22 protein-coding genes and 1 other annotated feature are annotated in these 25,844 nt (G+C 36.8%); of the genes, 17 read left to right on the top strand and 5 right to left on the bottom strand.

Going from position 1 to position 25,844, the window contains the following annotated elements; genetic code table 11:
* Positions 1–1,306 precede the first annotated feature (1,306 nt).
* Positions 1,307–1,477: a hypothetical protein gene (locus C1724_RS25335; protein ID WP_142386560.1), complete on the top strand. Its 171-nt coding sequence runs from the start codon at positions 1,307–1,309 to the stop codon at positions 1,475–1,477.
* Positions 1,478–1,604: 127 nt separating this feature from the next.
* On the top strand, positions 1,605–2,528 hold the full coding sequence (locus C1724_RS16165; RefSeq protein ID WP_102347736.1) for a DMT family transporter: 924 nt from the start codon (positions 1,605–1,607) through the stop codon (positions 2,526–2,528).
* Positions 2,529–2,613: 85 nt separating this feature from the next.
* Here C1724_RS16165 and sstT read toward each other — a convergent pair whose 3' ends face one another.
* The gene (gene sstT, locus C1724_RS16160) at positions 2,614–3,846 is read right to left on the bottom strand and encodes a serine/threonine transporter SstT (protein WP_102347735.1); all 1,233 of its coding nucleotides are present in this window, start codon (positions 3,844–3,846) and stop codon (positions 2,614–2,616) included.
* A 575-nt stretch (positions 3,847–4,421) separates the two neighbouring features.
* Here sstT and C1724_RS16155 point away from each other — a divergent pair.
* The 3 genes from C1724_RS16155 (at position 4,422) to C1724_RS16145 (ending at position 6,320) form a co-directional block, all read left to right on the top strand.
* Positions 4,422–4,952 carry a cell wall hydrolase gene (locus tag C1724_RS16155; RefSeq protein WP_102347734.1) on the top strand — a complete coding sequence of 177 codons (531 nt, stop codon included), beginning with the start codon at positions 4,422–4,424 and terminating at the stop codon, positions 4,950–4,952.
* Between the two features lie 182 nt (positions 4,953–5,134).
* The gene (locus tag C1724_RS16150; RefSeq protein WP_102347733.1) at positions 5,135–5,491 is read left to right on the top strand and encodes a hypothetical protein; all 357 of its coding nucleotides are present in this window, start codon (positions 5,135–5,137) and stop codon (positions 5,489–5,491) included.
* Positions 5,492–5,588: 97 nt separating this feature from the next.
* Complete coding sequence (locus C1724_RS16145) at positions 5,589–6,320, top strand: polysaccharide deacetylase family protein (RefSeq protein WP_102347732.1); 732 nt, start codon at positions 5,589–5,591, stop codon at positions 6,318–6,320.
* 125 nt (positions 6,321–6,445) lie between these two features.
* On the opposite strand, the gene C1724_RS16140 is transcribed toward C1724_RS16145, so the two are convergent.
* The 3 genes from C1724_RS16140 to C1724_RS25710 form a co-directional block, all read right to left on the bottom strand.
* Complete coding sequence (locus C1724_RS16140) at positions 6,446–6,796, bottom strand: RsiV family protein (protein ID WP_102347731.1); 351 nt, start codon at positions 6,794–6,796, stop codon at positions 6,446–6,448.
* Positions 6,797–6,801: 5 nt separating this feature from the next.
* Positions 6,802–7,191, bottom strand: a complete 390-nt coding sequence (locus C1724_RS16135; protein ID WP_102347730.1) for a hypothetical protein — start codon at positions 7,189–7,191, stop codon at positions 6,802–6,804.
* Between the two features lie 291 nt (positions 7,192–7,482).
* Positions 7,483–7,632 (bottom strand): hypothetical protein, encoded by a 150-nt coding sequence (locus C1724_RS25710; RefSeq protein ID WP_180994299.1) that lies wholly within the window; start codon positions 7,630–7,632, stop codon positions 7,483–7,485.
* A 565-nt stretch (positions 7,633–8,197) separates the two neighbouring features.
* On the opposite strand from C1724_RS25710, the gene C1724_RS16125 reads away from it, so the two are divergent.
* From C1724_RS16125 to C1724_RS16100, 6 genes are all read left to right on the top strand, one after another.
* Positions 8,198–8,704: a hypothetical protein gene (locus C1724_RS16125; protein WP_102347728.1), complete on the top strand. Its 507-nt coding sequence runs from the start codon at positions 8,198–8,200 to the stop codon at positions 8,702–8,704.
* A 140-nt stretch (positions 8,705–8,844) separates the two neighbouring features.
* Positions 8,845–9,088, top strand: a binding site (T-box leader).
* Between the two features lie 88 nt (positions 9,089–9,176).
* Complete coding sequence (gene trpB, locus C1724_RS16120) at positions 9,177–10,361, top strand: tryptophan synthase subunit beta (RefSeq protein ID WP_102347727.1); 1,185 nt, start codon at positions 9,177–9,179, stop codon at positions 10,359–10,361.
* Entirely contained in the window at positions 10,354–11,145 is a 792-nt protein-coding gene (gene trpA / locus C1724_RS16115; protein ID WP_102347726.1) for a tryptophan synthase subunit alpha, read from the top strand. The genes trpB and trpA overlap by 8 nt, the downstream gene beginning before the upstream one ends.
* Positions 11,146–11,450: 305 nt before the next feature.
* A complete protein-coding gene (gene trpD, locus C1724_RS16110; protein WP_102347725.1) occupies positions 11,451–12,482 on the top strand; it encodes an anthranilate phosphoribosyltransferase in 1,032 nt (343 codons plus the stop codon).
* Between the two features lie 31 nt (positions 12,483–12,513).
* Entirely contained in the window at positions 12,514–13,227 is a 714-nt protein-coding gene (locus C1724_RS16105) for an indole-3-glycerol-phosphate synthase (protein WP_180994298.1), read from the top strand.
* Positions 13,224–13,901: a phosphoribosylanthranilate isomerase gene (locus C1724_RS16100; RefSeq protein WP_102347723.1), complete on the top strand. Its 678-nt coding sequence runs from the start codon at positions 13,224–13,226 to the stop codon at positions 13,899–13,901. Before C1724_RS16105 ends, C1724_RS16100 begins: the two co-directional genes overlap by 4 nt.
* Before the next feature lie 121 nt (positions 13,902–14,022).
* Here the strand turns inward: C1724_RS16100 and C1724_RS16095 are convergent, their stop codons facing one another.
* Positions 14,023–15,273 (bottom strand): cation:proton antiporter, encoded by a 1,251-nt coding sequence (locus C1724_RS16095; RefSeq protein WP_102347722.1) that lies wholly within the window; start codon positions 15,271–15,273, stop codon positions 14,023–14,025.
* A 556-nt stretch (positions 15,274–15,829) separates the two neighbouring features.
* Between C1724_RS16095 and C1724_RS16090 the strand changes: the two genes are divergently transcribed.
* The 6 genes from C1724_RS16090 (at position 15,830) to C1724_RS16065 (ending at position 25,773) form a co-directional block, all read left to right on the top strand.
* Entirely contained in the window at positions 15,830–16,405 is a 576-nt protein-coding gene (locus C1724_RS16090; RefSeq protein ID WP_102347721.1) for a TetR/AcrR family transcriptional regulator, read from the top strand.
* Between the two features lie 48 nt (positions 16,406–16,453).
* Positions 16,454–17,392 (top strand): SDR family NAD(P)-dependent oxidoreductase, encoded by a 939-nt coding sequence (locus tag C1724_RS16085; protein ID WP_102347720.1) that lies wholly within the window; start codon positions 16,454–16,456, stop codon positions 17,390–17,392.
* Between the two features lie 262 nt (positions 17,393–17,654).
* A complete protein-coding gene (locus tag C1724_RS16080; RefSeq protein WP_102347719.1) occupies positions 17,655–18,653 on the top strand; it encodes a DUF3231 family protein in 999 nt (332 codons plus the stop codon).
* Positions 18,654–18,877: 224 nt separating this feature from the next.
* On the top strand, positions 18,878–21,262 hold the full coding sequence (locus tag C1724_RS16075; RefSeq protein WP_102347718.1) for a polyprenyl synthetase family protein: 2,385 nt from the start codon (positions 18,878–18,880) through the stop codon (positions 21,260–21,262).
* 150 nt (positions 21,263–21,412) lie between these two features.
* Positions 21,413–22,888: a protein adenylyltransferase SelO gene (locus tag C1724_RS16070; protein WP_102347717.1), complete on the top strand. Its 1,476-nt coding sequence runs from the start codon at positions 21,413–21,415 to the stop codon at positions 22,886–22,888.
* A gap of 980 nt (positions 22,889–23,868) precedes the next feature.
* Positions 23,869–25,773 (top strand): PTS mannitol transporter subunit IICBA, encoded by a 1,905-nt coding sequence (locus C1724_RS16065; protein WP_102347716.1) that lies wholly within the window; start codon positions 23,869–23,871, stop codon positions 25,771–25,773.
* The last annotated feature ends 71 nt before the right edge of the window (positions 25,774–25,844 follow it).

Below are 25,844 nucleotides of genomic sequence, written 5' to 3'. Positions count from 1 at the left end.
AAACCTAGAAAAGCACGATTTTGAGTCAGAATGCGTGCGTGATTCGGACAGGAAACCCATGTAAGCGCCATTTTGAGTCAGAATCCGGTCTCGATTCTGACAGAAAACCTGGTCAAGCTCTATTCTGAGTCAGAATTGGTGCGTGATTCTGACAGGAAACCTGGAAAAGCACGATTTTGAGTCAGAATCGGTGCGTGATTCTGACAGGAAACCTGGAAAAGCACGATTTTGAGTCAGAATGGGTGTGTGATTCGGACAGGAATCCTGGAAAAGCACGATTTTGAGTCAGAATCCGTGCGTGATTCTGACAGTAAATCGGGTTAAGCTTGATTTTGAGTCAGAATCCGACCTCGATTCTGACAGAAAACCTGGTCAAGCTCTATTCTGAGTCAGAATTCGTGCGTGATTCGGACAGGAAATCAAGTTAAGCTTGATTTTGAGTCAGAATCCGGTCTCGATTCTGACAGAAAACCTGGTCAAGCTCTATTTTGAGTCAGAATCCGTGTGTGATTCGGACAGGAAATCGGGTTAAGCTTGATTTTGAGTCAGAATTCGTGTGTGATTCTGACAGGAAATCGGGTTAAGCACGATTTTGAGTCAGAATTGGTGCGTGATTCTGACAGGAAACCCATGTAAGCGCCATTTTGAGTCAGAATCCGGTCTCGATTCTGACAGAAAACCTGGTCAAGCTCTATTCTGAGTCAGAATTGGTGCGTGATTCTGACAGGAAACCTAGTCAAGCTCTATTTTGAGTCAGAATCCGTGTGTGATTCGGACAGGAAATCGGGTTAAGCTTGATTTTGAGTCAGAATTCGTGTGTGATTCGGACAGGAAATCGGGTTAAGCACGATTTTGAGTCAGAATTGGTGCGTGATTCTGACAGGAAACCTAGTCAAGCTCTATTTTGAGTCAGAATCCGGTCTCGATTCTGACAGAAAACCTGGTCAAGCTCTATTCTGAGTCAGAATTGGTGCGTGATTCTGACAGAAAACCTGGTCAAGCTCTATTCTGAGTCAGAACCCGTGCGTGATTCGGACAGGAAATCGGGTTAAGCACCATTTCGAGTCGGAATCCGATCTCGATTCTGACAGAAAACCTGGTCAAGCTCTATTCTGAGTCAGAATCCGTGTGTAGTTCTGACAGAAAATCGGGTTAAGCTTGATTTTGAGTCAGAATCCGGTCTCGATTCTGACAGAAAACCTGGTCAAGCTCTATTTTGAGTCAGAATCCGTGTGTGATTCGGACAGGAAATAGGGTTAAGCTTGATTTTGAGTCAGAATCCGGTCTCGATTCTGATTGAAGGTGGATGCTTTTAATAAAGCTGATTAATATAATTTATAATTTCATTAATATGCAAGCTAGAAAACTTGTAAGTGGTCATTCAACAGTAGAGGATGATGAGGTACTTCAAGCATTAGAATTGCTTGTTCTAGAAAATATAATCAGATTATCTCTGAATATATTCGAGGATCAATAAGCTTAATTGTTCGTAATCCGAGGTATAATAGATAAGGCATAAGCTTTTTTTATATGACTGAACAAAATCGCCAAAAGTGAACAGGGGACTAAGGAAAATATATTTATAAATGAGGGACTTTAAAAACATGCTACGGTTAAATGGAATACTTATGATTATCATTGGGTCAATGCTATGGGGAGCAACAGGGCCTTTAATGGAATGGTTGCTTGAAAATATGAAACTGACCGTAACTTTTTTGCTTGTTATTAGATTAATAGTAGCAGGAATATTGTTATTATTAATTTTAGCTATTAGAAAAAAAGATATTTTGGCTGTATGGAAAAAGCCTTTGTGGAGAAATCAGTTAATTCTTTTTAGTATTTTTGGGATGTTGGGTATGCAATATACATTCGTTTCAGCAATTGAGGCGAGTAACGCTGTTTTAGCAACGTTATTACAATTTTCAGCGCCTATTTTTATAGTTATTTATGTTTCTTTAGTACATAAAAATTTTCCACCACGATATCAAATTATTGGCATAGTTGGAACGTTGATTGGGCTAATTATGTTACTAACAAAAGGTTCTGTCTCAAGCTTAGTAGTCAGTAAAGAAGCAATCCTTTGGGGCGTTGGATTAGGTTTGACATTTGCCTTTTATACCTTATATCCTGCACGATTAATGAAGGAATGGGATATTCTTATTATTGTTGGTTGGAGTATGCTCATCGGCGGCATCGTACTAGGTATGGTCAGTCAGGTGTGGAAAGCGGAAGAGTGGTCTATTTTAGCTCAGCCTAATGTTGCATTTATGCTGAGTGCTTTATTGCTATTTGGAACGATGGCGTTTGTTTTCTTTCTATGCAGTATGAAATATATCAGTGCTGTTGAGACGAGCGTTTTATCAACTTTTGAGCCTTTAACAGCAATGGTTATTTCAGTTATTTGGTTTGGGACAAGTTTAGATATTGTCCAATTATTAGGTGTTGTCATTATGCTTGTCTTTGTTACGTGGTTATCGGTAGGCGGTAATAGTAAGGCAACGGTGGGAGAGGAGATGACTATTACATAAAATAAACCAAACATTTTGATTATGAAGAAAAACCCCTCCATTCATGATTTGTGAATAGAGGGGTTTTTGAGATTTAAAGGTACTATTAAGAATTAATAATAACTTCTTTACCTTCTTTACGCATTTTTGCATATTCAGCTGTTGCAGTAAAAAGTACATCTGAAGATGAATTAAGTGCCGTTTCACATGAGTCTTGTAAAACACCGATGATGAATCCAACACCAACAACCTGCATGGCAATTTCGTTTGGAATTCCGAATAGACTACATGCTAAAGGAATGAGTAAAAGTGAGCCACCCGCAACACCTGAAGCACCACACGCTGACACAGCAGCTAAAACGCTAAGGATTAGGGCTGTAATGATATCAACTTGAATATCTAGCGTGTGAACAGTAGCAAGAGTTAAGACTGAAATAGTAATAGCGGCACCAGCCATGTTAATCGTAGCGCCTAATGGGATAGATACTGAATACGTATCTTCATCTAATTCTAACTTTTCACATAGGTTCATATTAACAGGAATATTGGCAGCAGAACTGCGAGTAAAGAATGCTGTGATTCCACTTTCTCTAATTGTCCTAAACACAAGTGGATAAGGATTTTTACGGATATTCAGGAAAACGATAATCGGATTCACTACAAGCGCTACAAAGAACATACATCCAAGTAAAACTAGTAGTAATTTTCCGTAATCAAGTAAGGCTGAGAGTCCATTTGTTACAATAGCTTCATAAACAAGGCCCAGGATTCCGATTGGAGCCAAATTAATAACCCATTTTACTAGTTGGGAGATGGCTTCTGAAACATTTCCAATCATATTTTTAGTACTATCATTTGAATTTCTTAACGCAATGCCAAGAAGGACTGCCCAAGTTAAGATGCCGATATAATTGGCATTTAATAATGCATTAACCGGATTGTCTACAATGTTAAACAATAATGTCTGAAGTACTTCAACAATACCGCCAGGAGGAGTCAATCCTTCTGCGCCTGTAACAAGTGATAGCTTAACCGGGAAGAGAAAGCTTGCGATAACTGCAACTAATGCAGCTAGGAATGTACTTATAATATAAAGGCCAATAATCGATTTCATATTTGTTTGATGACCGCTTCTATGCTTAGAGATCGCATGGATTACAAGGAACAGTACCAATACAGGTGCAACTGCCTTTAAAGCCCCTACAAATAAAGAACCGAAAATAGTGACCCACTTTGCAGACTCTGGAGCCGCTACCGCCAAAATAATACCAATAATAATACCAATAATAATTCGTTTGACTAGGCTCACTTGATTCCACTTGAGAATTAAGTTTTTCATGTATTAACCTCCGCTTAATATTATAGAAGAAAGAATAACTATTGCGCTATGTTAAGAAGTCGATTTTGTACGTGTGACGTGTACAAGTGTCATTTTAACACGAATATTGTCAATTGTGAAACAAATTATTATATTGAAATATTTGCTAGTAAATAATAATAAGGGCGATTTATGATTGAAAAGTCTAATTTCCGGTTATCACTAAAGCTAATGTAGTTACGGTTGTTGAATGTCTAAAAATTGTATACAAAAGCTTTTTTTTAGGCGATGAAAACTAAAAGTTAACTTGATGAAGATAAAAACTAGAATGCTCTATAAGAACGATTATTATATTGTTTAAGAGAAATAATGTTTTATCGAAATAATTAAATGTATGTTGATTTTGTATAAGTTAAATCTAAAAATGGTGATATTTTTACGACAACATTGTTTGAAATATTATCCAAGGCGATAAATAAAAAATCCTGTTATTGGAAGAAATGTTAATAGTCCACTAATGCAATACTTTTATATACCTGTTAGCCTAACAAGTGGGCCTGGATTAGTCTAAAAAACTAACAGGAGGTATATTTAATATGAAAAAACTAATGAATTTACTACTTACAATTACCCTATCAGTGGGTTCATATACTATTTTTCCATCAACTCAAGTTAATGCTGAAAAAAATTCACTTGTGGCAAGTCAAAATGAAAAGGTGAATCCTGTTTTTCCTGAACCTAAAGTGGTAGAGAAAGATAATGCTCCAACAATTTCAAGCGAAGAAAAGAAGTTACTTGCCCGACTTGTTCACGCTGAAGCAGAAGGTGAGCCATATGCGGGTAAGGTGGCAGTTGCTACAGTTGTACTAAATCGTGTTGAACATAAACAATTCCCTGATACAATAAAAGAAGTAATTTATGAAAAAAATGCTTTTGCACCTGTAAAAAATGGCTCTATTAATGAACCTGCTGATCAAGAAGCTTTGGAAGCAGTACAGGACGCACTGACAAAACAGGAGAGAAATAAAGAAGTGGTATACTTCTATAACCCTGAAACGGCAACTAGTGATTGGATATTTGAACGTGAAGTAATTAAGAAAATCGGTAATCATGTATTTGCTATTTAACTGCCCTACAGCAAAGATTTAGAGTTACAAGATAGTAACAAACATATTTAGGCGAATTCGTAGAGGAATTCGTCTTTTTTCTATTGTTCAGGAACTTCAGGATTAATTATATTAATGTGTTAAATGATCTTCTTAAATCATACAATTTTTATAGTAGTAAGGGACATTGAGGAGATGAACAAATGAACACAAAGATGCAAAAAGCAAGGCTATTGGCGGAAAATATAGATCATTTTATAAAATTTGTTTATAAAAATTATGAAAAGGAGCAGAATAGCTTAGTCTTAAATCGGGATAAATTATATCAATTAAAACTTTTTGTTGAAGAATTTAAGTTTCAAGTACTAGCCGATGAACTTTTACGAATAAATCAATTTGCCTGGGATGAAAAGTACACTTATCTATTAGTTGGTAGATTTAAAAAAGGGCTAAATGTTATTGATGAATTTGTTGAAAATAACTACAATGATTTATTCATTTTTACTGCTAGGCTTTACACATTAAAGAGCCTTAGTATGTTATATAACGAGAACGATTAACGGTATGCTCCGTAACTATTCAAATCATACCTAGTACAGACCATTATATTAAATAGCGTAATATAATAAGCAGTAAATGGGTTTATTGGAGGAATATATGAAGAAACTAATTATCGTTATAAGTTTTGTGGTTTTTGGTATTCTTGTTACTAGCTATGGTTTGTTTAATCTATCTAAATCTAGAAGTACACAATTATTTGGTGGTCTCGTAACTCAAGTAGAAACTTCCGAAAAGGTTTTAGCATTAACATTTGATGATGGACCTAGTATCTATACGGATGAGATTCTTTCGGTACTGGATGAAGAAGATATCAAAGCGACCTTTTTTCTTACCGGGCGGGAGATTAAAGGAAATTTAGATGCCGCTAAGAAAATTGTTCACGAAGGACATGAAGTTGGAAACCATTCCTACTCACATCAACGCATGGTGTTAAAGTTGCCAGACTTTATTAGAAATGAAATCGAACTAACAGATACATTAATCCGAGAAGCAGGTTATAAAGGAGAAATTCATTTCCGACCACCTTATGGAAAGAGACTGATCGTGCTACCGTATTACTTAGCGAAACATGAACGGAAGACCATTCTATGGAACATTGAGCCTGAAACGTATCCTGAAATTGCTGCCGATTCAACTAAAATTGTAGATCATGTCGTAAAAAATACAAAACCGGGTTCGATTGTTTTAATGCATGTTATGTATGAAAGCCGTAGAGAGTCTTTGGAAGCAGTTAAAAACATAATTACGTCATTAAGAGAAGAAGGATATACGTTTAAAACTGTTTCAGAATTGTTAGCATTAGAAAATGATTCTGAAAACCAGTACTAATGAATGTAGCCATTACCATTAGGTTCAAATTTTTTAAAAAAGTAAAAGAACAATGTGTATTCAGAGTGACCTGATTTTAGCATTGTTCTTTTCTTATTTCATAAAGTATAGATCTAGTATGTGTTCTATTTAAACTTATCCTTTAATATTTCAAGATGTTCTTTTTCAATAAAAAATTCTGGGGAACCTGCTGCTCCAGCTGTATACTCATACTGACCAAATATAAGGACAAGCGCATCGTCAGTTAAATAAAAGTCTTGCTCTTTCCTAATTTGTTCAAAATCATTAAATAACAGATCTTTTATGTCACTATTTTGTATGTTTTCCTTAGCCAGTTCAGTTAAAACGTGTACAAAATCATCAGTTTTGAATAAATCCATTAATGAATTTTCTTTTTCTTCCTTAATATCATAGGTAAAGTCGATTTTGATAGGGGTCCCATGTGCGCCGCCGCTATAAACATATTCATTTATCAAGATACTTAGATGTTTTCATTCTGTAACTTGACATCATACTCTACAATACCCTCAGCATGGAGCGCTGATCCTTCGTGATTTAAGTCCTTCAATTCTTCTTCAGCTTTTCTTGTTTCTTTTTCAACAGCTGTACCCAATTCTATAAAATAATTGTTGATTTCTTCTTGTTTATTTATGTTACTAAGTCCTTGTACCTGTGGCACAACAATGTCTAAAACCACACTCTTCTTTTCTTTTGCCAAGGTTTTAGACTGAATCGATAAACTCTGGACTTCGTTAACTGGTAAAGGAGTTACTGCTTCTTCAACAGCAGTTTCGGTTTTAGTATTAATCCCGCAGCCGTGTAGCAAAATTGATAAGGTTGTAACAACAATTATTAGTTTTTTATTTATCATGACTATCCTCCTTGTAGAAAGTATAACATTAGCTATTAAATTAGCCGATTAAATGGATAGCGTTGACAGGAAATGTATAAGGAACGCTCTTATAATTTATCAAGAAATGGATTTCAGTGAGAGCTTTCGAGGCTCTTGTGGCAGGGTATTGGTTGATTGGAAAGTAGTAAGGAAAATTTAGCTTTTGTTTGAAGAAAGTTAGGTTAGAACACGAGGATTTTTAAGCTATTATGTTTGGTAGAAGGCCGCCAACTGGCAGCCACCCTTTTTCGTAATACACGGGGTCTTTCTTTACTTAACGTTTTGTTTGTTCGGCTTTTGGACCGGTACATGTTTAGGTCGATCTAATTTTGATAATTCTCCAGGATTATCAGGGCCTGTTAGATCATTTCGTTGATCTAGTACCCTTCCGCTATATTCAACAGGTTCTTGGTTTGGCATAATTTTCACCTCCATATTTTAGGATGGTTGAAAAGTAAACGCAAATTACAGGAAATATTACCCACCGCTGTCATTGTTATAAGGGAGATCCAGTTAAAGGCTCAAAGACTATACTAGCCATAACTGGAAGAGTTAAACTATACCTGAAGTAGTGAACTAGCATGTATCAAAGTAGAGAAAAGCCATAAATTAGAGGTTACGCTGTAAGGTGGGAAATATTATAATATAAGAAAGATTAGTGGAGGCCGTTATGAAAATCCTGATGCAATCTCTGATTTTTTCATCCGTTGTTCATATTATCTATATTGGAGGGATAGTAGGATACAGCCGGCTTTTAACTAGAAGCTATATACCTGATAGTTCAAGATCCTATGAGAATGTTACCTACCTTCAAAATGAAATAGTATTTGGTTATGCAGGAAGACCAATATACATAGTATTCTCTATTATAATATCAACTTTAATAGGTACTGTGTTTATACAACTTTTTAGGGAATTCAGTGGAAAAAGAAGAAGTAGATAAAATAAAAATTGGCGGAAAATAGGATGGAAGGAGACTTTTCGTATGATAGAGGTTAAGTCTGTAAAAATTGATGGAGAAAATGTCCATTTATTTAACAGTGCGATCTATATTTTTCAATCTAGTACAGGAAATACCCTTGAATTGGATATGATTGTTAGTGAAGTAGTTGTTAATAAATATCGAAATGAGGAAAATTTGATTGTAGAGATAGAATTACAAGATGGCAGAGTCATAAATACATATATGCATGTAAAAAGTCTGACAGGTGGATTGCCACAGCTAAATTTGTTTTCTGAATTAGAAGATTCGGATGACTATCAGGATTTTTATAGAGTTCACGAAAATGATCTTTCGTTTCCGTCTATTGAGGAAGGAATAACCATTGAAGAAATAAGGCAATATGAAATGCCGGATGAAAAAATCACTTTAAAATTAAACTTACCAATCGCTCAAACGGAATGGCTTAAGCAGTATAAGAATAAAGAATTAACAGGAATTTTGAAAGAAGCTATTTATGATTATTGGAGTAAAAATAATATAAAAAAGTAAGCTTGTTATAAACAATTAAACTACTAAAAAAAACATACAGAGTCATAGTTCTCCAGGTGAACGTCCTAATAAAAATTTAGGATGGACAAGTTAAGCTGTTAATGTTACAATTTTATAAATATTAAAATATTCATACAATTATTAAACCGATGATCAAGAGAAGTAGGAATAATGACTTGTATAAAGAGAGCTGCCGGTTGGTGAAAGGCAGTTACAAAGAATATTCTGAATGGACTTGTGAGGGAAGGCTGAACTCTTATGAAAGTAGGCGCTTACGGGATCTGTCCGTTATCAGTAGGTTGTATATGATTGTATACAATAATGAGTGGGCGTTTTACGTCAATTTGGGTGGTACCGCAGAAGTTAAAAGCTTTTGTCCCTTTTCAAGAGGGATAAAGGCTTTTTTTATTTTTTGAACAAAAATTGTTGTGTACAAAAATTTGTGTCTTTACTAATAAGGAGTATGAGGAAAATGACAAAAGGAAGATTTGGAGTTCACGGCGGTCAGTATATACCTGAAACACTAATGAATGCCGTTAAAGAGCTAGAGAATGCATATAATCATTATAAAACTGATCCGGAATTTTTAGAAGAGTTTGATAGTTTGCTTACTAAATATGCGGGTCGGCCGTCGCTGCTTTATTTTGCAGAAAAAATGACGAAGGACCTTGGTGGGGCAAGGATTTATTTAAAACGAGAGGATTTAAATCATACAGGCTCACATAAAATCAATAATGTGCTTGGACAGGTTCTTCTTGCCAAACGAATGGGAAAAACGCGTGTTATCGCTGAGACTGGTGCAGGGCAGCATGGTGTTGCCACAGCAACTGCTGCTGCCCTTATGGGGTTAGAATGTGAGATTTTCATGGGTAAGGAGGACACGGACCGTCAGGCACTTAATGTGTATCGAATGGAACTGCTCGGTGCAAAGGTGCACGCAGTAACAAGCGGTACACAAACACTTAAGGATGCAGTAAATGAAACCATGCGCGAATGGACACAGCGGGTTGATGATACACACTATGTACTTGGTTCGGTGATGGGGCCGCATCCGTTTCCAACAATTGTTCGTGACTTTCAAAGTGTTATTAGTCGCGAAATCAAACAGCAAATTATTGAGGAAGAGGGCAGATTGCCAGATGCCGTGCTTGCTTGTGTAGGTGGGGGTAGCAATGCCATCGGTACATTTTATGAGTTTATTGAGGATGAAGGTGTCCGTCTAATCGGTTGTGAAGCGGCTGGGCATGGTGTTGAAACTGAAAAAACAGCGGCAACGATCGCAACGGGTTCGCTAGGAATTTTCCATGGCATGAAGTCTTACTTCTGTCAGGATGAATATGGCCAGATTGCACCTGTACATTCCATTTCCGCAGGGCTTGATTATCCAGGGATTGGCCCAGAGCATGCGAATTTACATGATCAAGGCAGAGCTGAATATGTTCCGGTTACTGATGATGAGGCGGTTGAGGCATTTGAATACCTGTCACGTTTAGAAGGAATTATTCCTGCAATCGAAAGTGCACATGCAGTTGCTCACGCGAAAAAGCTAGCGCCGACAATGAGCGAGGCTCAAATCATGGTGATCTGCCTGTCTGGTAGAGGTGATAAGGATGTTGCATCAATAGCACGTTATAAGGGAGTGCAAATATATGAATAAAATTCAACAAGTGTTTTCAAATGGCAAGGCGTTTATCCCGTTTATTACTGCGGGTGATCCATCTTTAGAAATTACTGAGCAATTGGTTTTGCAAATGGCAGAGGCAGGCGCGGATTTAATTGAACTTGGTATTCCTTTTTCAGATCCAATCGCAGAAGGTCCAGTTATTCAGGAAGCTGATATTCGTGCGCTTGCTGCTGGTACAACAACAGATAAAATATTTGCAATGGTGAAGCGAATCCGCAAAACTTGTACAGTTCCGATCGCATTTATGACATATGTCAATCCGATCTTTACTTATGGTGCCGAGAGATTTATGAAAAATTGTGAAGAGGTAGGCGTTCATGCGGTCATTGTTCCGGATCTGCCTTATGAAGAAAAAGATGAATTGCTGCCGTATTGTTCTCAACATGATGTTACCTTAATTTCCATGATCGCACCAACTTCGAATGACCGAATTCGCATGATTGCTAGTGAAGCTGAAGGATTCATTTACTGCGTATCTTCAATGGGAGTAACGGGTGTGCGTAAAGAGATTGGCAATGAAGTTGAGGAAATGATCAAAATTGTAAAAGACGTGAAGGGAATTCCATGTGCGATTGGCTTTGGTATTTCTACACCTGAACAAGCCGAGCGAATGGCTCAATTTTCTGATGGAGTGATTGTCGGAAGTGCAATCGTTAGAATCGTAGCCCAATATGGACTCGACTGCGTACCGCATGTCGTGGAATATGTGCGAGAAATGAAAAAGGCTATAAGTAAAAGCAGGGAACCATTGGCTTAGCTTTAAAGTAATAGCAGTCTTTAAAAGTAAAACAGGGCATTTATTCCGTTATATGTGCTAAAAAGGCTTTAAAAGTTCGGCGGAAATACAGTACGCTATTCAATAGAAATGGTAGTCATTTTAGATGATTTTTATTAAATAACCTACTGTATGTCCGGATGAATTTTCAAACTATGCATTTTTATCAAAATAGCTCATAAATGTCCGGAAAAGTATCGAAGCATGTTTGTCACCCAAGCACCTAAGGATTAACTGAGCTCTAGAAAAAAGCTAGTCAAAAAAATACCTAATAGGGAGAGATGACAATGATTAAGAACGTGTTACAGAAATTAACGGAAAGAAAAGATTTAACGGCAGAAGAAGCCTATAGTTTAATTGTTGCGATTAAAAATGATGAGTTAAGCGAAGTGCAAATTGCCGGCTTTCAGGTTGCATTATTAATGAAGGGACCAACGTTAACAGAAATATCTGCAATCGCACAAGCGATGCGTGATAATTGCATCCCGATAACGCCAAATGTAGCAGAAGAATGTATGGACACATGTGGTACTGGTGGCGGATTAAGCACGTTTAATATTTCTACTTCGGTAGCATTCGTAGCAGCAGCAGCTGGAATTCCAATCGCTAAGCATGGCAGCCGCTCTATATCCAGTTTATCTGGAAGTGCTGATGTGCTTGAAGCATTAAATGTAGAAATTAATCTAAGTCCTAAAGCTGTTGAAAAGCTTATTGAAGACATCGGCATCTCATTCCTTTACGCACCACTATATCACCCGGTTATGGGAAAAGTGCTGCCACCCGAAAAGGATTTGGGTATAAAGACTATATTTTATACTATTATTGGTCCGCTTATTAACCCTGCAAAAGCTACGAAACATGTACTAGGTGTATATAAACCAGAGTTGCTAGATACAGTCTCTCAAGTAGCGCTGTCATTAGGATATAAACATGCATTATTTGTGCATGGACTAGATGGTTTGGACGAAATCTCTCTCCTTGGTAAAACTAGAATTAATGAATTAAAGAATGGAAGTATTACAAGCTATGAAATTGCACCGGAAGATTTTGGCATGTCACGTTGTACGCTCGAAGATATTTCAACAGGAACACCAGAAGAGAATGCTAATATGATCAGAAATGTATTCTCTGGAAAAGATAAAGGAGCGCGACGTCAGGCTGTGGTAATGAATGCAGCTGGTGCATTAATGATAGGTGAAAAAGCAGGTTCTTTTGCTGAAGGTATTCAGCTTGCAAATGAAATTATTGATAGCGGTGCAGCTGAGCGAAAACTGAACGAACTTATTACAGCCTCAAATGACCTTAAAGTGGTGAATTAATATGGTTCTGGATAAAACAGGGAGCCCTGCTATGCGAAGTGCTATATGTACGAGAGCTATTTGGGAAATATATCATTCAGGTATTACACCAGTGATTCCCGATATTAAGTGCAAGTCACCCGGTGAAGGAGATTTGATGTTAGGGAGGGATCCTGTTGCATATGCGAAAAGCATGGCAGCAGCAGGAGCTCCTGTTATATCTGTTGTAACGGAATCGGAGCATTACGGTGGTTCTTTGGAATTGCTGAGGCAAATTGCTGAATCTGTATCCGTTCCTGTTTTACGCAAGGATTTTATTAAAACAAAGGAACAATTGCAGGAAAGTGCAGCTAATGGAGCAAAAGGGGTACTGCTGATTTCCTCTATTTTAGAGACAAACCAGCTTAATAAACTGATTGATGATGCATTATCTCTAGGATTAGAACCTTTAGTTGAAACACACAATGAAGAAGAGATTATGGCCGTTAAAGATTTACAAGTGACATTCTTAGGTATTAATAATCGAAATATACTCGAATGGGAAACTGATGATGGAAACGTTAATACAACCGAAAAATTAGCACGTTTTATATCTCAAAATGCTTTAATCTTGAGCGAAAGTTCAATTGCTTCAGCTGCGGATGTGGTGAGGGCAACATCGGCCGGTGCTCACGCTGTTTTAGTGGGAACAGCGATTCTAAGAGCAAAGGATCCTGTAAAAATGTACAAGGAATTGAGTGTTCCTAGGGAGCAAAGGTTGCCATGACAAGAGTTAAAATATGCGGTTTAATGAATGAGGAAGATGTAAATTTATGTGTACAAGCGGGAGTTCATATGGTTGGTTTGGTTGTAGAATACCCATTACCTGTTCCGTGGAACTTAACTCATGAAGAAGCAAGAAACCTAATTCAATGCGTTCCACCACTTGTTGATACTTGCATAGTAACGGGGGGGACAGTTGAAAAGGTCATAGATATAGCGAATAAAACTAATCCCAATATTGTTCAATTACATTATAAAGAAACGTTAGCTGATGTTGAAGAGATTGCAAGTCAGTTACGGTCAAAGGGAATTCAGACAACTAAAGCGTTGCGTATTGACAGTAATGGCAACTGTGACTTTGAAATAAGAGATCCAGTTCAGGCAGCAAAAGCACTTTCGACGTCAGGTATTTCGGCTATAATAGTAGATTCCTATACAGAGTCAATGCCAGGCGGAACAGGTGTAATGGTCAATTTATCGGCTTTTCAAACGATTCAGCGGGAAAGTTCCTTGCCTGTAATACTTGCCGGTGGCCTTAATCCAATGAACATTCAAGCTCTCATTGATGATGTACAACCCTATGCAGTTGATGTTTTAACAGGGGTTGAAGTAATACCAGGTAAGAAGGATGCGGAGAAGATTACGGAGTTTTTAAGATGCTGCCAAGCGGTTGATTAATTGAATTAGATAAAATAAGTCCACACCAAATCGGTGTGGACTATTTATTCCTTAAAAAGGTTTAAATCTATAGTATCAAAAGCCTTAGCTGCATCTTAGTTTGCAATTATGGCCAATTAATTTAAGAATTTACTGCAGTAGACGACGATTCGATATTTGTTTTGCTGTTATTGTCATCTTTCATTAGTAGCTTAATAAGTGGTGGCGTTGCAAGGGTAGTTGCAATAACGACAATAATTGCAGCACTGAAAAGATCATTTGTAATAATGCCACGCTCGATTCCAATCATTGCAATAATTAAACCTACTTCACCACGTGCAACCATTCCTGCACCTATACCAAATGAACTTGCATTACTAAATTTTGCAACTTTAGCGCCTAAAGCACAACCGAATATTTTTCCAAGAATAGCAACAATAACTAGCAATACTCCAAACCAGATAATAGATGGATTAATTTCTTTAAAGTTAGCTACAAGTCCGATATTTACAAAGAAAAGCGGAACGAAAAATGGAAAACTAAAAGATTCAACCTTATGTGTCATTTCTTCTCTATGTGGAGTTAAGCTTAACATCAGACCACACACGTAAGAGCCGACAATCCCAGCTACGCCAAAAATTTCGCCCATGTATGCAAATAGCATGGCAACGATAACAGAAAACGCTAACAATGTTTCAGTAACTTGAAAACGTTGAAATACTTTTAATGCCATAGGTAAAACATAATAACCGATTGCGATAGCGATTACAAAGAATAGAGCAATTTTTACGATTAGGAACGCTAAAGCACCGATTCCGCCAGCACCAGCTGCACTACCTGCAGATAATCCTAATACTGCTGATAAAATAATAATACCTAAAACGTCATCTAGAACAGCAGCACCAAGAATAGTGACTCCTTCTCTAGTTTTTAACTTTCCTAGTTCGCGTAATGTTTGAACAGAGATACTAACGCTTGTAGCTACTAATAATACCCCAACGTAAATCGCTACGTTTGTCTCAAATCCGAAAATCATTGATAACCCCATACCACCAAGGAATGGAAGGATAACGCCACCAATAGCAACTGTTGTCGACGCAAATGCATTTTTCTTGAATTCTTTTAAATCTGTCTCCAAACCTGCTAAGAACATTAATAGAATAACCCCAACTTCAGCCAATTCAGAAATTAATGCATTCGGATGAATAATGTTTAAAAGTGAGGGCCCTAGAATAATACCAACAAGTAACTTTCCGAAAACAGAAGGTTGTCCAATTTTTGTGCTAAGATGTCCAAACAATTTTACTGCGAAGATAATTACAGCTAATTCAAAAAGGAAATAAAAGCCACTTGCTTCCTGTACTGAGTTTACAATTGAATCCAAAATATTCATCTTGCTGTGTGTTAAGGAAAATCCTTAACTACCTCCTCTCGTTTTTACACTTTTCAGAATTTTAATAGCATGAATTACTGCATTTAATATTCGATAATAATTTTAAACGACATTTCAAAACTATTATTCTTTTAATATTATATACTATGGTATTAGCTTGTTGCAAAATAATGTTGTGATAATTCTGCTGATTATGACTGAAAATTTTTTGAACAGAATACGTTTTCATTATACCTGCACCTTAAAATTGAACTTTGCTTATGGGTATTTCTATATTCTTGTAAATAAATCGTTTCTCAAGAAAAAAACAGCAATCGGGGTCAAAAGTTGTGAACACATAAATTTACATATATTTCTATATCGAGATACCAATTAAAGTAACAAAATGTGCACATTGCAACACTGATAAATATGAAAATTTAAATCGGATACTGTATTCCTTATTTAAATACTAATGTTTTGCACCTGTAAATTAATAAAATGACATTTACAAAAATAGCCAATTTTTATATACTATTATTGAACAGTGGTTAATAAAATTTGATGAGGGATTAAAATGTCACCAAGAAAAGCAGTGGAACAAGAACTATCACGAAAAGTAATAATGGAAACAGCACGAGAATTGTTTCTCAAAAATGGTTACGATCATGTTTCAATGAGGCAAATTTCTAAAAAGTTGAATTATAGTCACGGGGCGATCTACTATCATTTCAAAAACAAAGCAGATTTGTTTTATGCCTTAGTGAAAGAAGACTTTTACTTACTAGATCAGGAATTAGAAGATGTCATGAGTAAACCCTTAGATAACTATAGTAAGCTTAGGGAGCTGTTATTGGGATTTATTGAGTTTGGCCTTACCAATCAAAGTCATTATGAAATTATGTTTCTTATTAAAGATGAGGATTTGAAAAGCTTTCAGCAACAGGAGCCGAATCTAAGCTATGAAAAGTTTGCGAAAGCAGTTTACTCACTATGTGACAATCAAGTTGGCGTAACAGAAATTTGGTCAGCCTTCCTTTCCCTGCATGGACTTGTTTCTCATTATTGCAGAAGTGGTCAAACATTTGAGGATGTGAGGACATTAGCTGATATACATGTTAATTTTATATTAAAAGCATTGATAGGAAAGTGATTTTTTTTGTGATTAATTGACCGATGGTTAAATAATGGAGGGGTTAAGATGAAAAAGGTATTAGTATTAGGAGCATCCGGTGGAATGGGCTATTCAATCGTAAAGGAATTGGTTCAAAGAGAAATTGACGTCGTTGCTCTTGCTCGCAGTGAAGAAAAGCTTCATAAGCTTTTTAAAAATGAGGAGAAGGTTACGATTGTATCTGGAAATGTCTTTGATTTAGAAAGTCTAAAAGAAACTGCAGCTGGTGTGGATACCGTCTTTCATGCAATGAATATTCCTTATCCGGAGTGGGAAAAGAACCTCCCAGTGGTAATGAGTAATATTCTGGAAACAGTAAAACACGTGAATGCTAAACTTGTAATAGTTGACAATATTTATGCTTATGGACGTAATCCTGGTCATTTAGTATCAGAGCAAATCCCTAAAAAACCTCATACGAAAAAGGGTAAAATTCGTTTAGAATTGGAAGAAATGGCTAAACAATCAAATCTTCCTGTTCTTATTGCACACTTTCCTGACTTTTATGGCCCAAATGCAACTAATACAATATTAAACTATACTTTTGAGAACGTAGTAAAAAATAAAAGATCTATGTTTGTGGGGGATCGTAAGATTGCAAGAGAGTACATTTTTACACCCGATGGAGCAAAAGCATTAGTTCAATTGGCGTTAAGCGATTCCGCATACGGACAAAACTGGAATATACCTGGGAGCGGTGTAATTACAGGTGATGAGATTATAGCATACTTGCGGGAACATACAGGTTATAAAAAAAAGGTAGGAACGGTTTCAAAGGCGATGATCATGTTCATCGGTTTATTTGATAAAATGATGCGTGAAGTTGTGGAATTGTCCTATTTAACGGAAGATCCCGTTGTATTAGATGGAAAGAAACTGGAACAGGCCATTAATAGTATACCAAGAACCCCTTATAAAGAAGGTATTAAACAAACTATTGAGCAGATGGTTCGCAATCTTGATTGATTCACGTGTCTAATCAAAGCACATAACCCTTCATATTTGTATTGAAGGGTTTTTCTATGTATTTTTTTGTAGAGTCCCCTTATTAATATGCGAAAGCGATTAGTTGTACAAGGTTACGTTGGTATCACAACAACAGGTGTATAAAGAGCGGATTTCTTAGGCAATCCATAAGGAATAGGTTGTCTATCTAAATCTCTTTTACTTAATCATAAAAGAGTAAATTGTTGGAATAATACCATTATCATATATTAGGGGGGATAATTTGAAAAAAATTGATGTGACCGCTAATGAAATCGGGGCTCTTTGGACTCAATATATACAAAATAGTATGTCAGTACAAATATTAAGTTATTTTTTACATATCGTAGAGGACGAGGATATAAAGCTTGTCGTCCAATATGCTTTAGATATTGCAAAAAAAGTGATGGAAGATACAAGCTTGCTTTTTAAAACTGAAAAGTTGCCACACCCTAATGGATTTTCCGAAGCGGATGTAGATTTAACGGCACCTAGATTATATTCAGATACTTTTATGCTTGCGTTTATTGAAAACTTGGGTAAAGCAGGAATCGTTGCACACGGGGCATCTTTAGCTGTGTCGACAAGAAAGGATTTAAGGGAATTTTTTGATGAAAGTACGAAGGCTACGATGCAATTGTTTAATATGGCTGTTGATACTGCTTTATCAAAAGGGATTTATATACGCCCGCCACATATTGATGTGCAAGACGATGTGGAGTATGTTGAATCCAAGAAATATTTAAGTGCTTTTCAAAAAAGAATTTTAAATATGATAGAAGTTACCCATCTTTTTGAAAATATAAAAACGAATACTATTGGAGAAATGGTATGTAAAAGCTTTGCGCAAACAACGAGATCAAAGGATATTCAAAATTATATGGAGCGAGGTAGACAAATATCTCACAAGCATATAAAAATCTTCGCTAAAACATTGGAAGATTCAGATATTATACCTCCGATGGGGTCAGAATACTATGTTACTAATTCGACAATTCCAGTTTTTTCAGATCGGTTAATAACTTTCCTAATGTCAGTTCTGTCTGCAACTGGACAAGGAAATTATTCAACTGCATCAACAGCAAGTTTACGATATGACATCGCATTAAACTATCAGCGGTTATCTATTGAAATTGCTTTATATGCACAGGATGGGGCCCATATAATGATTCAAAATGGGTGGTTAGAAGAGCCACCACAGGCACCAAATCGAAAGGAAATACTTAATAAAACCAATATGTAATATCTAATGAAGGGTCCCCTCAACATGGCATTGAGGGGATTTTTATTTTTACACTAAAAGTTACAGGTTACCTTTTTTGCGATATTAGAATGTATATATTAAGCAATCTGGGAATTAATATGTTATTTTTGGATTATATTTAAAATAGGGTTTAAAGAACGGCTTTTTTAATATTAAGGTCTGATGGCATGGCAAAACAGATAGTAAGTAGAGGTATGTGTATTATGAATGAGGAGTTAGTGAAAAGCGCTGATGAATGTTACCGTATAGCTGAGCAGAAGGCCGCTCATTATTTTAAATTACTTAATGTCCAAGTTATGCAAAAGACCTATGTTCCGTTATTAACAAAGGACATAAAGTCATGGAAACAAAACCATATTCATGGGTATTCATTTTTATCCTTTTTTTGCCGAGGTAAGGGCATGAAAGATTCTAATTCATATCATCAATATATTCAATGGTTGAATTATTCAGGTAAATTAGATTCTTATTTGGATCGGAGTATTTCATATATTTTCATGCGTGACTTAGGCAAAGCACTATATTCTCCTAATACTCAAACTAGGATTCGGCGTGTAGTAGATCAATTAAAAGAATACCTGCTTCAATCTACGGCAACAGAACAAACTAATAAAGTAGAGACTTTTAGCATGGCTGGACTTTATCGAATTGCTCAGAAGGAAGGCATCGAGTCTTCTGTCATCTGGTTAATAGAAAAACTTAAGACTGTGTCCACCCGCATTCCAAAAGGTATGGATGCAGATCATGCTCAGCGGAAGCTGATAAAAATTATAGCTGGGATAATCATGAACGTGCTTGAAGAAATGGATGAGAATACAGACCCTGAAGAACGTAAACAAAGACTTGTTAAGGCACTTAGGCTTGGCTATTCCTATGGTTTGACTTATCCTTTCATTGATGACCTTCTCGACTCAGGAATATTATCAAATTTAGAGCAACAACGGTATTCAGATTTGATACGGACAACTCTGATAACTAGATCTGTCCCTGAATTGGGCGAATGGAATGGACCTAATAAAGATTTAATAGAGTATATTCATTCCGAACTTCGAGATGCTTTTGAGTATATTAAGAAGAATCAGCGGCAAGAGACACTGCAATCATTTTTCGAGCAAGCTTATGTGTTTTTTCACTCCCAGGAAGTTGATCGTGTTAAAAAGTTATCGTATGCCAACTACAGCAATGAAGAGTTATACTTACCAATCATATTGAAATCCGCTTATTCCCGATTAATTGTTCGTACCGTCATTAGTGCTCCTGAAGATGAGGATATAGATAATCGAACATTTTACTATGGTATATACAATCAACTTGCCGATGATTTTGCAGATATGTTTGATGATTTGCAGGATGGTGCGGTCACACCTTATACCTATTATTTGAAATATCATGAAGAGCGATCGGATCTTATCAATCCTTTTGAATTATACTGGATGGTCATCTCGAATTTAATTCATAACGTCTATGGTTCAGATTCTAAAACGTGTGAGGTTATTTTAGATCGTGCAATAAACGGTCTGAAACGTTTTAAAGAGCGTATTGGAACAAAAAAATACGATGAGGTCATGCAGCTATTCTCATCTGGTCATATAAATTTCAATACACTTATTCAAAAGATGGTTCGAAAAGCGGATGATGTGGATTTCTTCGATAAATTGTTAAGGGACCATATTATTTCCATATTAAAAAATCAACGGCAAGAGCAGGAAGCCTTCTTAGAGACAATTGAAACAGTTCGAACTCAGATTAATAGTATCTTACCTATCCAAAAAGTAGAGCAAGTCCCTTTGATAAATGACACTATAATTGATGCTGCAAATTATAGTCTTGCGGGTGATGGAAAACGTTTAAGACCAATTATTACTTGGGTTATGGGTGTTAACGAATATGGATTAAATGAGCGAGAAATAATCCCATTACTAAAGTCATTGGAGTATATGCACACTGCATCGCTCATTTTTGATGATTTGCCGTCCCAAGATGATGCACCTATTCGAAGAGGTCGCCCAACCCTGCATCAGGTTTATAACATAGCTACAGCCGAGTTGACTGGTCTTTTTTTAACTCAAAAAGCTATTGAGGAACAAGTATCACTTGAGCATTTCGACCCAAACACAGTACTTAAGCTAGTTCAGTATTCGACAAAGGTGACAGCAGAAATGTGTAAGGGACAGGGGATGGACTTGGGATCTAAAGGGAAACAATTGACACTAGAGCAATTGAATGTGCTTTCGTTTTATAAAACAAGTTTAGCATTTGAAGCATCACTTATAATGCCAGCCATTCTTGCTCAGGCTGAGGAATTTGAAATACGAGCTTTAAAAAAATATGCATATCATGCTGGTGTTGCGTTTCAAATAAAAGATGATTTACTTGATGTTGAAGGTGATCTAAATGTACTGGGAAAGCATGTTGGAAAAGATGCAGAAAATAATAATTCGACCTTTGTTTCCATTTTAGGTAGGGATGACGCGAGAAAAGTAATGTGGGACCATTATTGTGCGGCCATAGAAACATTACAAGAGGTACCGCGCAATACAGCTTTTCTAAATCATTTGTTGAATTATATCGTGAACCGTGACCATTAAGTTTTCTTAAAACGTAAGTCCACTGGGTTTGCGATGTAGCGTATAATACTCAGGCAGATGTAGACAATAACAGCTAACTAAATTAGTAATATTCTATAATTTGTCTCTACAAGAAATTTCTAATAAAACAGATGATGTAAAGGAGATACAATGACAAAGGGGAAAGATGCAATAGAAACAGGATGGAACTTAGATAATAGTTATGCCCAATTGCCAAAAGCATTTTATTCGAACGTTGAACTTAACCCGGTTAGCTCACCCGAGTTGGTTATTCTTAATATGCCGCTGGCAAAAAACTTAGGGTTAAATGAGCAAGCACTCCAAAGTGATGAAAGTGTAGCGGTGCTTGCAGGAAACGAGATACCTGAAGGCGCTGCGCCACTTGCGCAGGCTTATGCAGGACATCAATTTGGGCATTTTACAATGTTAGGAGATGGAAGAGCTTTATTATTTGGTGAGCAGATTACGCCACAAGGTAATCTAGTTGATATTCAGCTTAAGGGATCAGGTCGAACCCCATATTCCCGTGGTGGTGATGGACGGGCAGCGCTTGGACCGATGTTGCGAGAATACATTATAAGTGAGGCCATGCATGCGCTTGGTATACCTACCACTCGAAGTTTAGCGGTGGTGACAACTGGTGAATCAATAGTTCGAGAATCTTATCTTCCGGGTGCCATTTTGACTAGGGTTGCGGCAAGTCATATTCGCGTTGGTACTTTTCAATATGCAGCCAACATGAGAACAATTGACGATCTTCGGGCTCTAGCCGATTATACCTTAAGACGCCATTATCCGGACGTTCAAACTGATGATAATCCATATCTTTCACTGCTTCAGGAAGTGATGAAGCGTCAAGCATCGCTAGTAGCCAAATGGCAGCTTGTTGGATTTATCCATGGGGTAATGAATACTGATAACATGACCGTTAGTGGTGAAACGATAGATTATGGTCCTTGTGCTTTCATGGATACCTATAGTCCATCAACTGTTTTTAGCTCAATTGATACACAAGGACGCTATGCTTACGGAAATCAGCCACCGATTGCTGGATGGAATCTTGCGCGATTTGCTGAAACACTTTTGCCGTTATTTCATGATGATGATGATGAAGCTGTTAAAATAGCACAGGATACTATTTCAGAATTTCCAGAGCTCTTCAGTAAATATTGGTTCACAGGAATGCGAGCAAAGCTTGGAATATTTAATGAAGAACCTGAGGATAAATCGCTTATTGAAGCTCTCCTTGGTTTGATGGAAACACATCGTGCTGATTATACAAATACATTTACTGCTTTAACTTTTGACAAACTTGAAGGTACCGTATTGTTTGGAAAAGGAGAATTTACGCAATGGCATGAGCGGTGGCAAGCAAGATTAGAGAGACAGCAGGAATGTAAAGATGATTCAGTAAAGTTAATGAAAAACAATAACCCTGCTGTAATCCCTCGTAACCACAGAGTAGAAGAAGCCCTTAAAGCTGCAGTGGAGAACGGTGATTACAGCGTTATGAATAGACTGCTCAATGTTCTATCATCGCCTTATGCGCACTCTCCTGAACAGGCAGAGTTTGCCACACTGCCCCCAGAATCTACACGACCATACCGAACCTTTTGCGGTACGTGATAAAGGGGTTTTAATAATGAATTTTACGGTTAAAACCTCTTCATTAAGCTGATGAAGAGGTTTCGCATGTATATTTAAGAGGGATATCCTCTTCATCGGTAGGATGAAGGGGTTCAGTTAATGAATTTTACGGTTAAAACCTCTTCATTAAGCTGATGAAGAGGTTTCGCATGTATATTTAAGAGGGATATCCTCTTGATCGGTAGGATGAAGGGGTTCAGTTAATGAATTTTACGGTTAAAACCTCTTCATTAAGCTGATGAAGAGATTTCGTATGAATATTTAAGCGGTATATCCTCTTCATTGGTAGGATGAAGGGGTTTTATTAATGAATTATGCGGTTAAAACCTCTTCATTAAGCTGATGAAGAGGTTTCGCATGTAATTTTAAGAGGAATATCCTCTTCATCGGTAGGATGAAGGGGTTTTGTTAATGAATTTTACGGTTAAAACCTCTTCATTAAGCTGATGAAGAGGCTTTGCATGTATTTTTAAGAGGAATATCCTCTTCATCGGTAGGATGAAGGGGTTTTATTAATAAATTTTGCGGATAAAACCTCTTCATTAAGCTGATGAAGAGGTTTCACGTGTAATTTTAAGAGGAATATCCTCTTCATCGGTAGGATGAAGGGGTTTTGTTAATGAATTTTACGGTAAAACCTCTTCATCAGCGTTATAAAATCCTTCCATTGAATTATTGCCACAGTTTGGGTTTTTACAAGTAAACTTCTAAAACAAACAAACTCTTGATTACTTTTTTCTAATTAATACCTTTGTTATATCAAGGTACAGCAATAAATTCAAACAAACGTTTGATTAAAATTTCTATAATACATTGGCATTTTAAATCTGCTACTAAGAATAATAGTAATTCATTGTGGAAAAATAGGTTTGTCTTACATAGCACAAATGGATGTTATTATACGTGTATTTTATTGTTACGTTTTTATTTTCCAATACTTAATAGAAAGGAAGTTAGGCATGACAACTTTAAAAGTGAGGGTACAGAAGTTTGGAAACTTTCTAAGCTCAATGGTATTACCAAACATCGGTGCATTTATTGCGTGGGGACTTATAACGGCATTATTTATACCAACAGGATTTTTCCCAAATGAAAACCTTGCCCAGTTAGTTGGGCCAATGGTTACATACTTATTGCCTTTATTAATTGGTTATACGGGAGGAAAACTTGTACATGATCATCGTGGTGGTGTTGTTGGGGCGATTGTCACAGCAGGGGTAATTGTTGGTGCACCAGATACACCGATGTTCCTAGGTGCAATGATTATGGGCCCGCTTGCTGGTTATGTGATTAAAAAGTTTGACCAAGCGATTGAAGGGAAGATTAGGACGGGCTTTGAGATGCTTGTTAATAACTTTTCGGCAGGCATTCTTGGTGCAATTTTGGCAATTGTTGCTTTTTTAGCTATCGGACCAGCTGTAGACAGCTTTACACAAATATTGGTGTCAGGTGTGGATTGGTTAATTGCTGCGGGTTTATTACCATTGACAAGCATTCTTATTGAGCCTGCTAAAATTTTATTTTTAAATAATGCAATAAACCATGGCGTACTTTCTCCAATTGGGCTAGAGCAGGTTCAAAATGAGGGGAAATCGATTCTATTTCTTTTGGAAGCAAATCCAGGTCCTGGACTAGGTGTCTTGTTAGCATTTATGCTGTTTGGGAAAGGTACTGCTAAGCAATCTGCACCAGGTGCAGGAATTATCCATTTCCTAGGGGGGATTCATGAAATTTACTTCCCTTATGTTTTAATGCGTCCTGCGTTATTTTTAGCAGTTATTTTGGGCGGTATAAGCGGTGTGTTTACACTAGTACTATTAGGTGGGGGCTTAGTAGCGCCCGCATCACCAGGTAGTATATTGGCGATTACAGCTGTTACACCGCCACAGGCAGGGGCATATATTGCTAACTTTGCGGCAGTTTTAGTGGCAGCGGGCGTGTCCTTTGCTGTTTCTTCTATCGTATTAAAAACAAGTAAGCAAGAAGATGAAAATATTGAAGAAGCTGCGCGGAAGATGCAAGAAATGAAAGGAAAGAAAAGTTCTGTTGCAGGATCTTTTACAGCTAATTCTGGTACATTACTTGAAAATGTGAATAAAATTGTATTTGCTTGTGATGCAGGAATGGGCTCCAGCGCAATGGGAGCATCTCTTCTTCGTAAAAAAGTGAAGGAAGCAGGCCTAGATGTTTCAGTAACAAATACATCGATTAGTAATTTACCGAGTGATGCACAGGTGGTTATTACGCAAGCAGAGTTAACACCACGTGCGAAAGCTAAATTGCCTAATGTCTATCATATTTCGGTGGAGAACTTCTTATCAAGCCCGGAATACGATAAGCTCATCGATAGTATACAAAGTGGTGTAACTGAAGAATTAACTGAAGTGGTTGAAGAATCACAACAAGAAGCTACAGGTGCAGATCATGGTCATGATGACGACGATTTGTTACTGGAAGAAAATATTTTCCTTAACAAAGAATTTGCAACTAAAGAAGAAGCGATACGCTTTGCTGGGGAAGTATTAGTTAGAGCAGGGTATGTTGAAGAAAGTTATGTAGATGCAATGATTGAACGTGATAATATGACATCTACTTATATGGGGAATAATGTAGCGATACCACATGGAACAGAACAAGCCAAAAAGGCTGTAATACGTTCAGGGTTTACTGTTATTCAAGTGCCAAAGGGTGTAGATTTTGATGGTCAAGAAGCGAAGCTGATTTTCGGTATTGCGGGTAAAGACAATACTCATTTGGAAATCCTATCTGGAATAGCGGTGATTTGTTCTGAAATGGAAAATATTGATCAAATGGTCCAAGCTAAAACAACAAAAGAATTACTCGATATCATTAATAGTAAATAAGATAAAACATAGTAGTCCTACTCTTATTTATCGGTTAACATTTAAATAAATTGCTAAAGGAATGATAATTT

Origin of the sequence: Bacillus sp. Marseille-P3661, assembly GCF_900240995.1 — a bacterium.
Classification (GTDB): Bacteria; Bacillota; Bacilli; order Bacillales; family Bacillaceae_J; genus OESV01.
The sequence above is the reverse complement of the archived record's forward strand: the minus strand, read 5'-3'. Positions and strand labels throughout refer to the sequence as shown.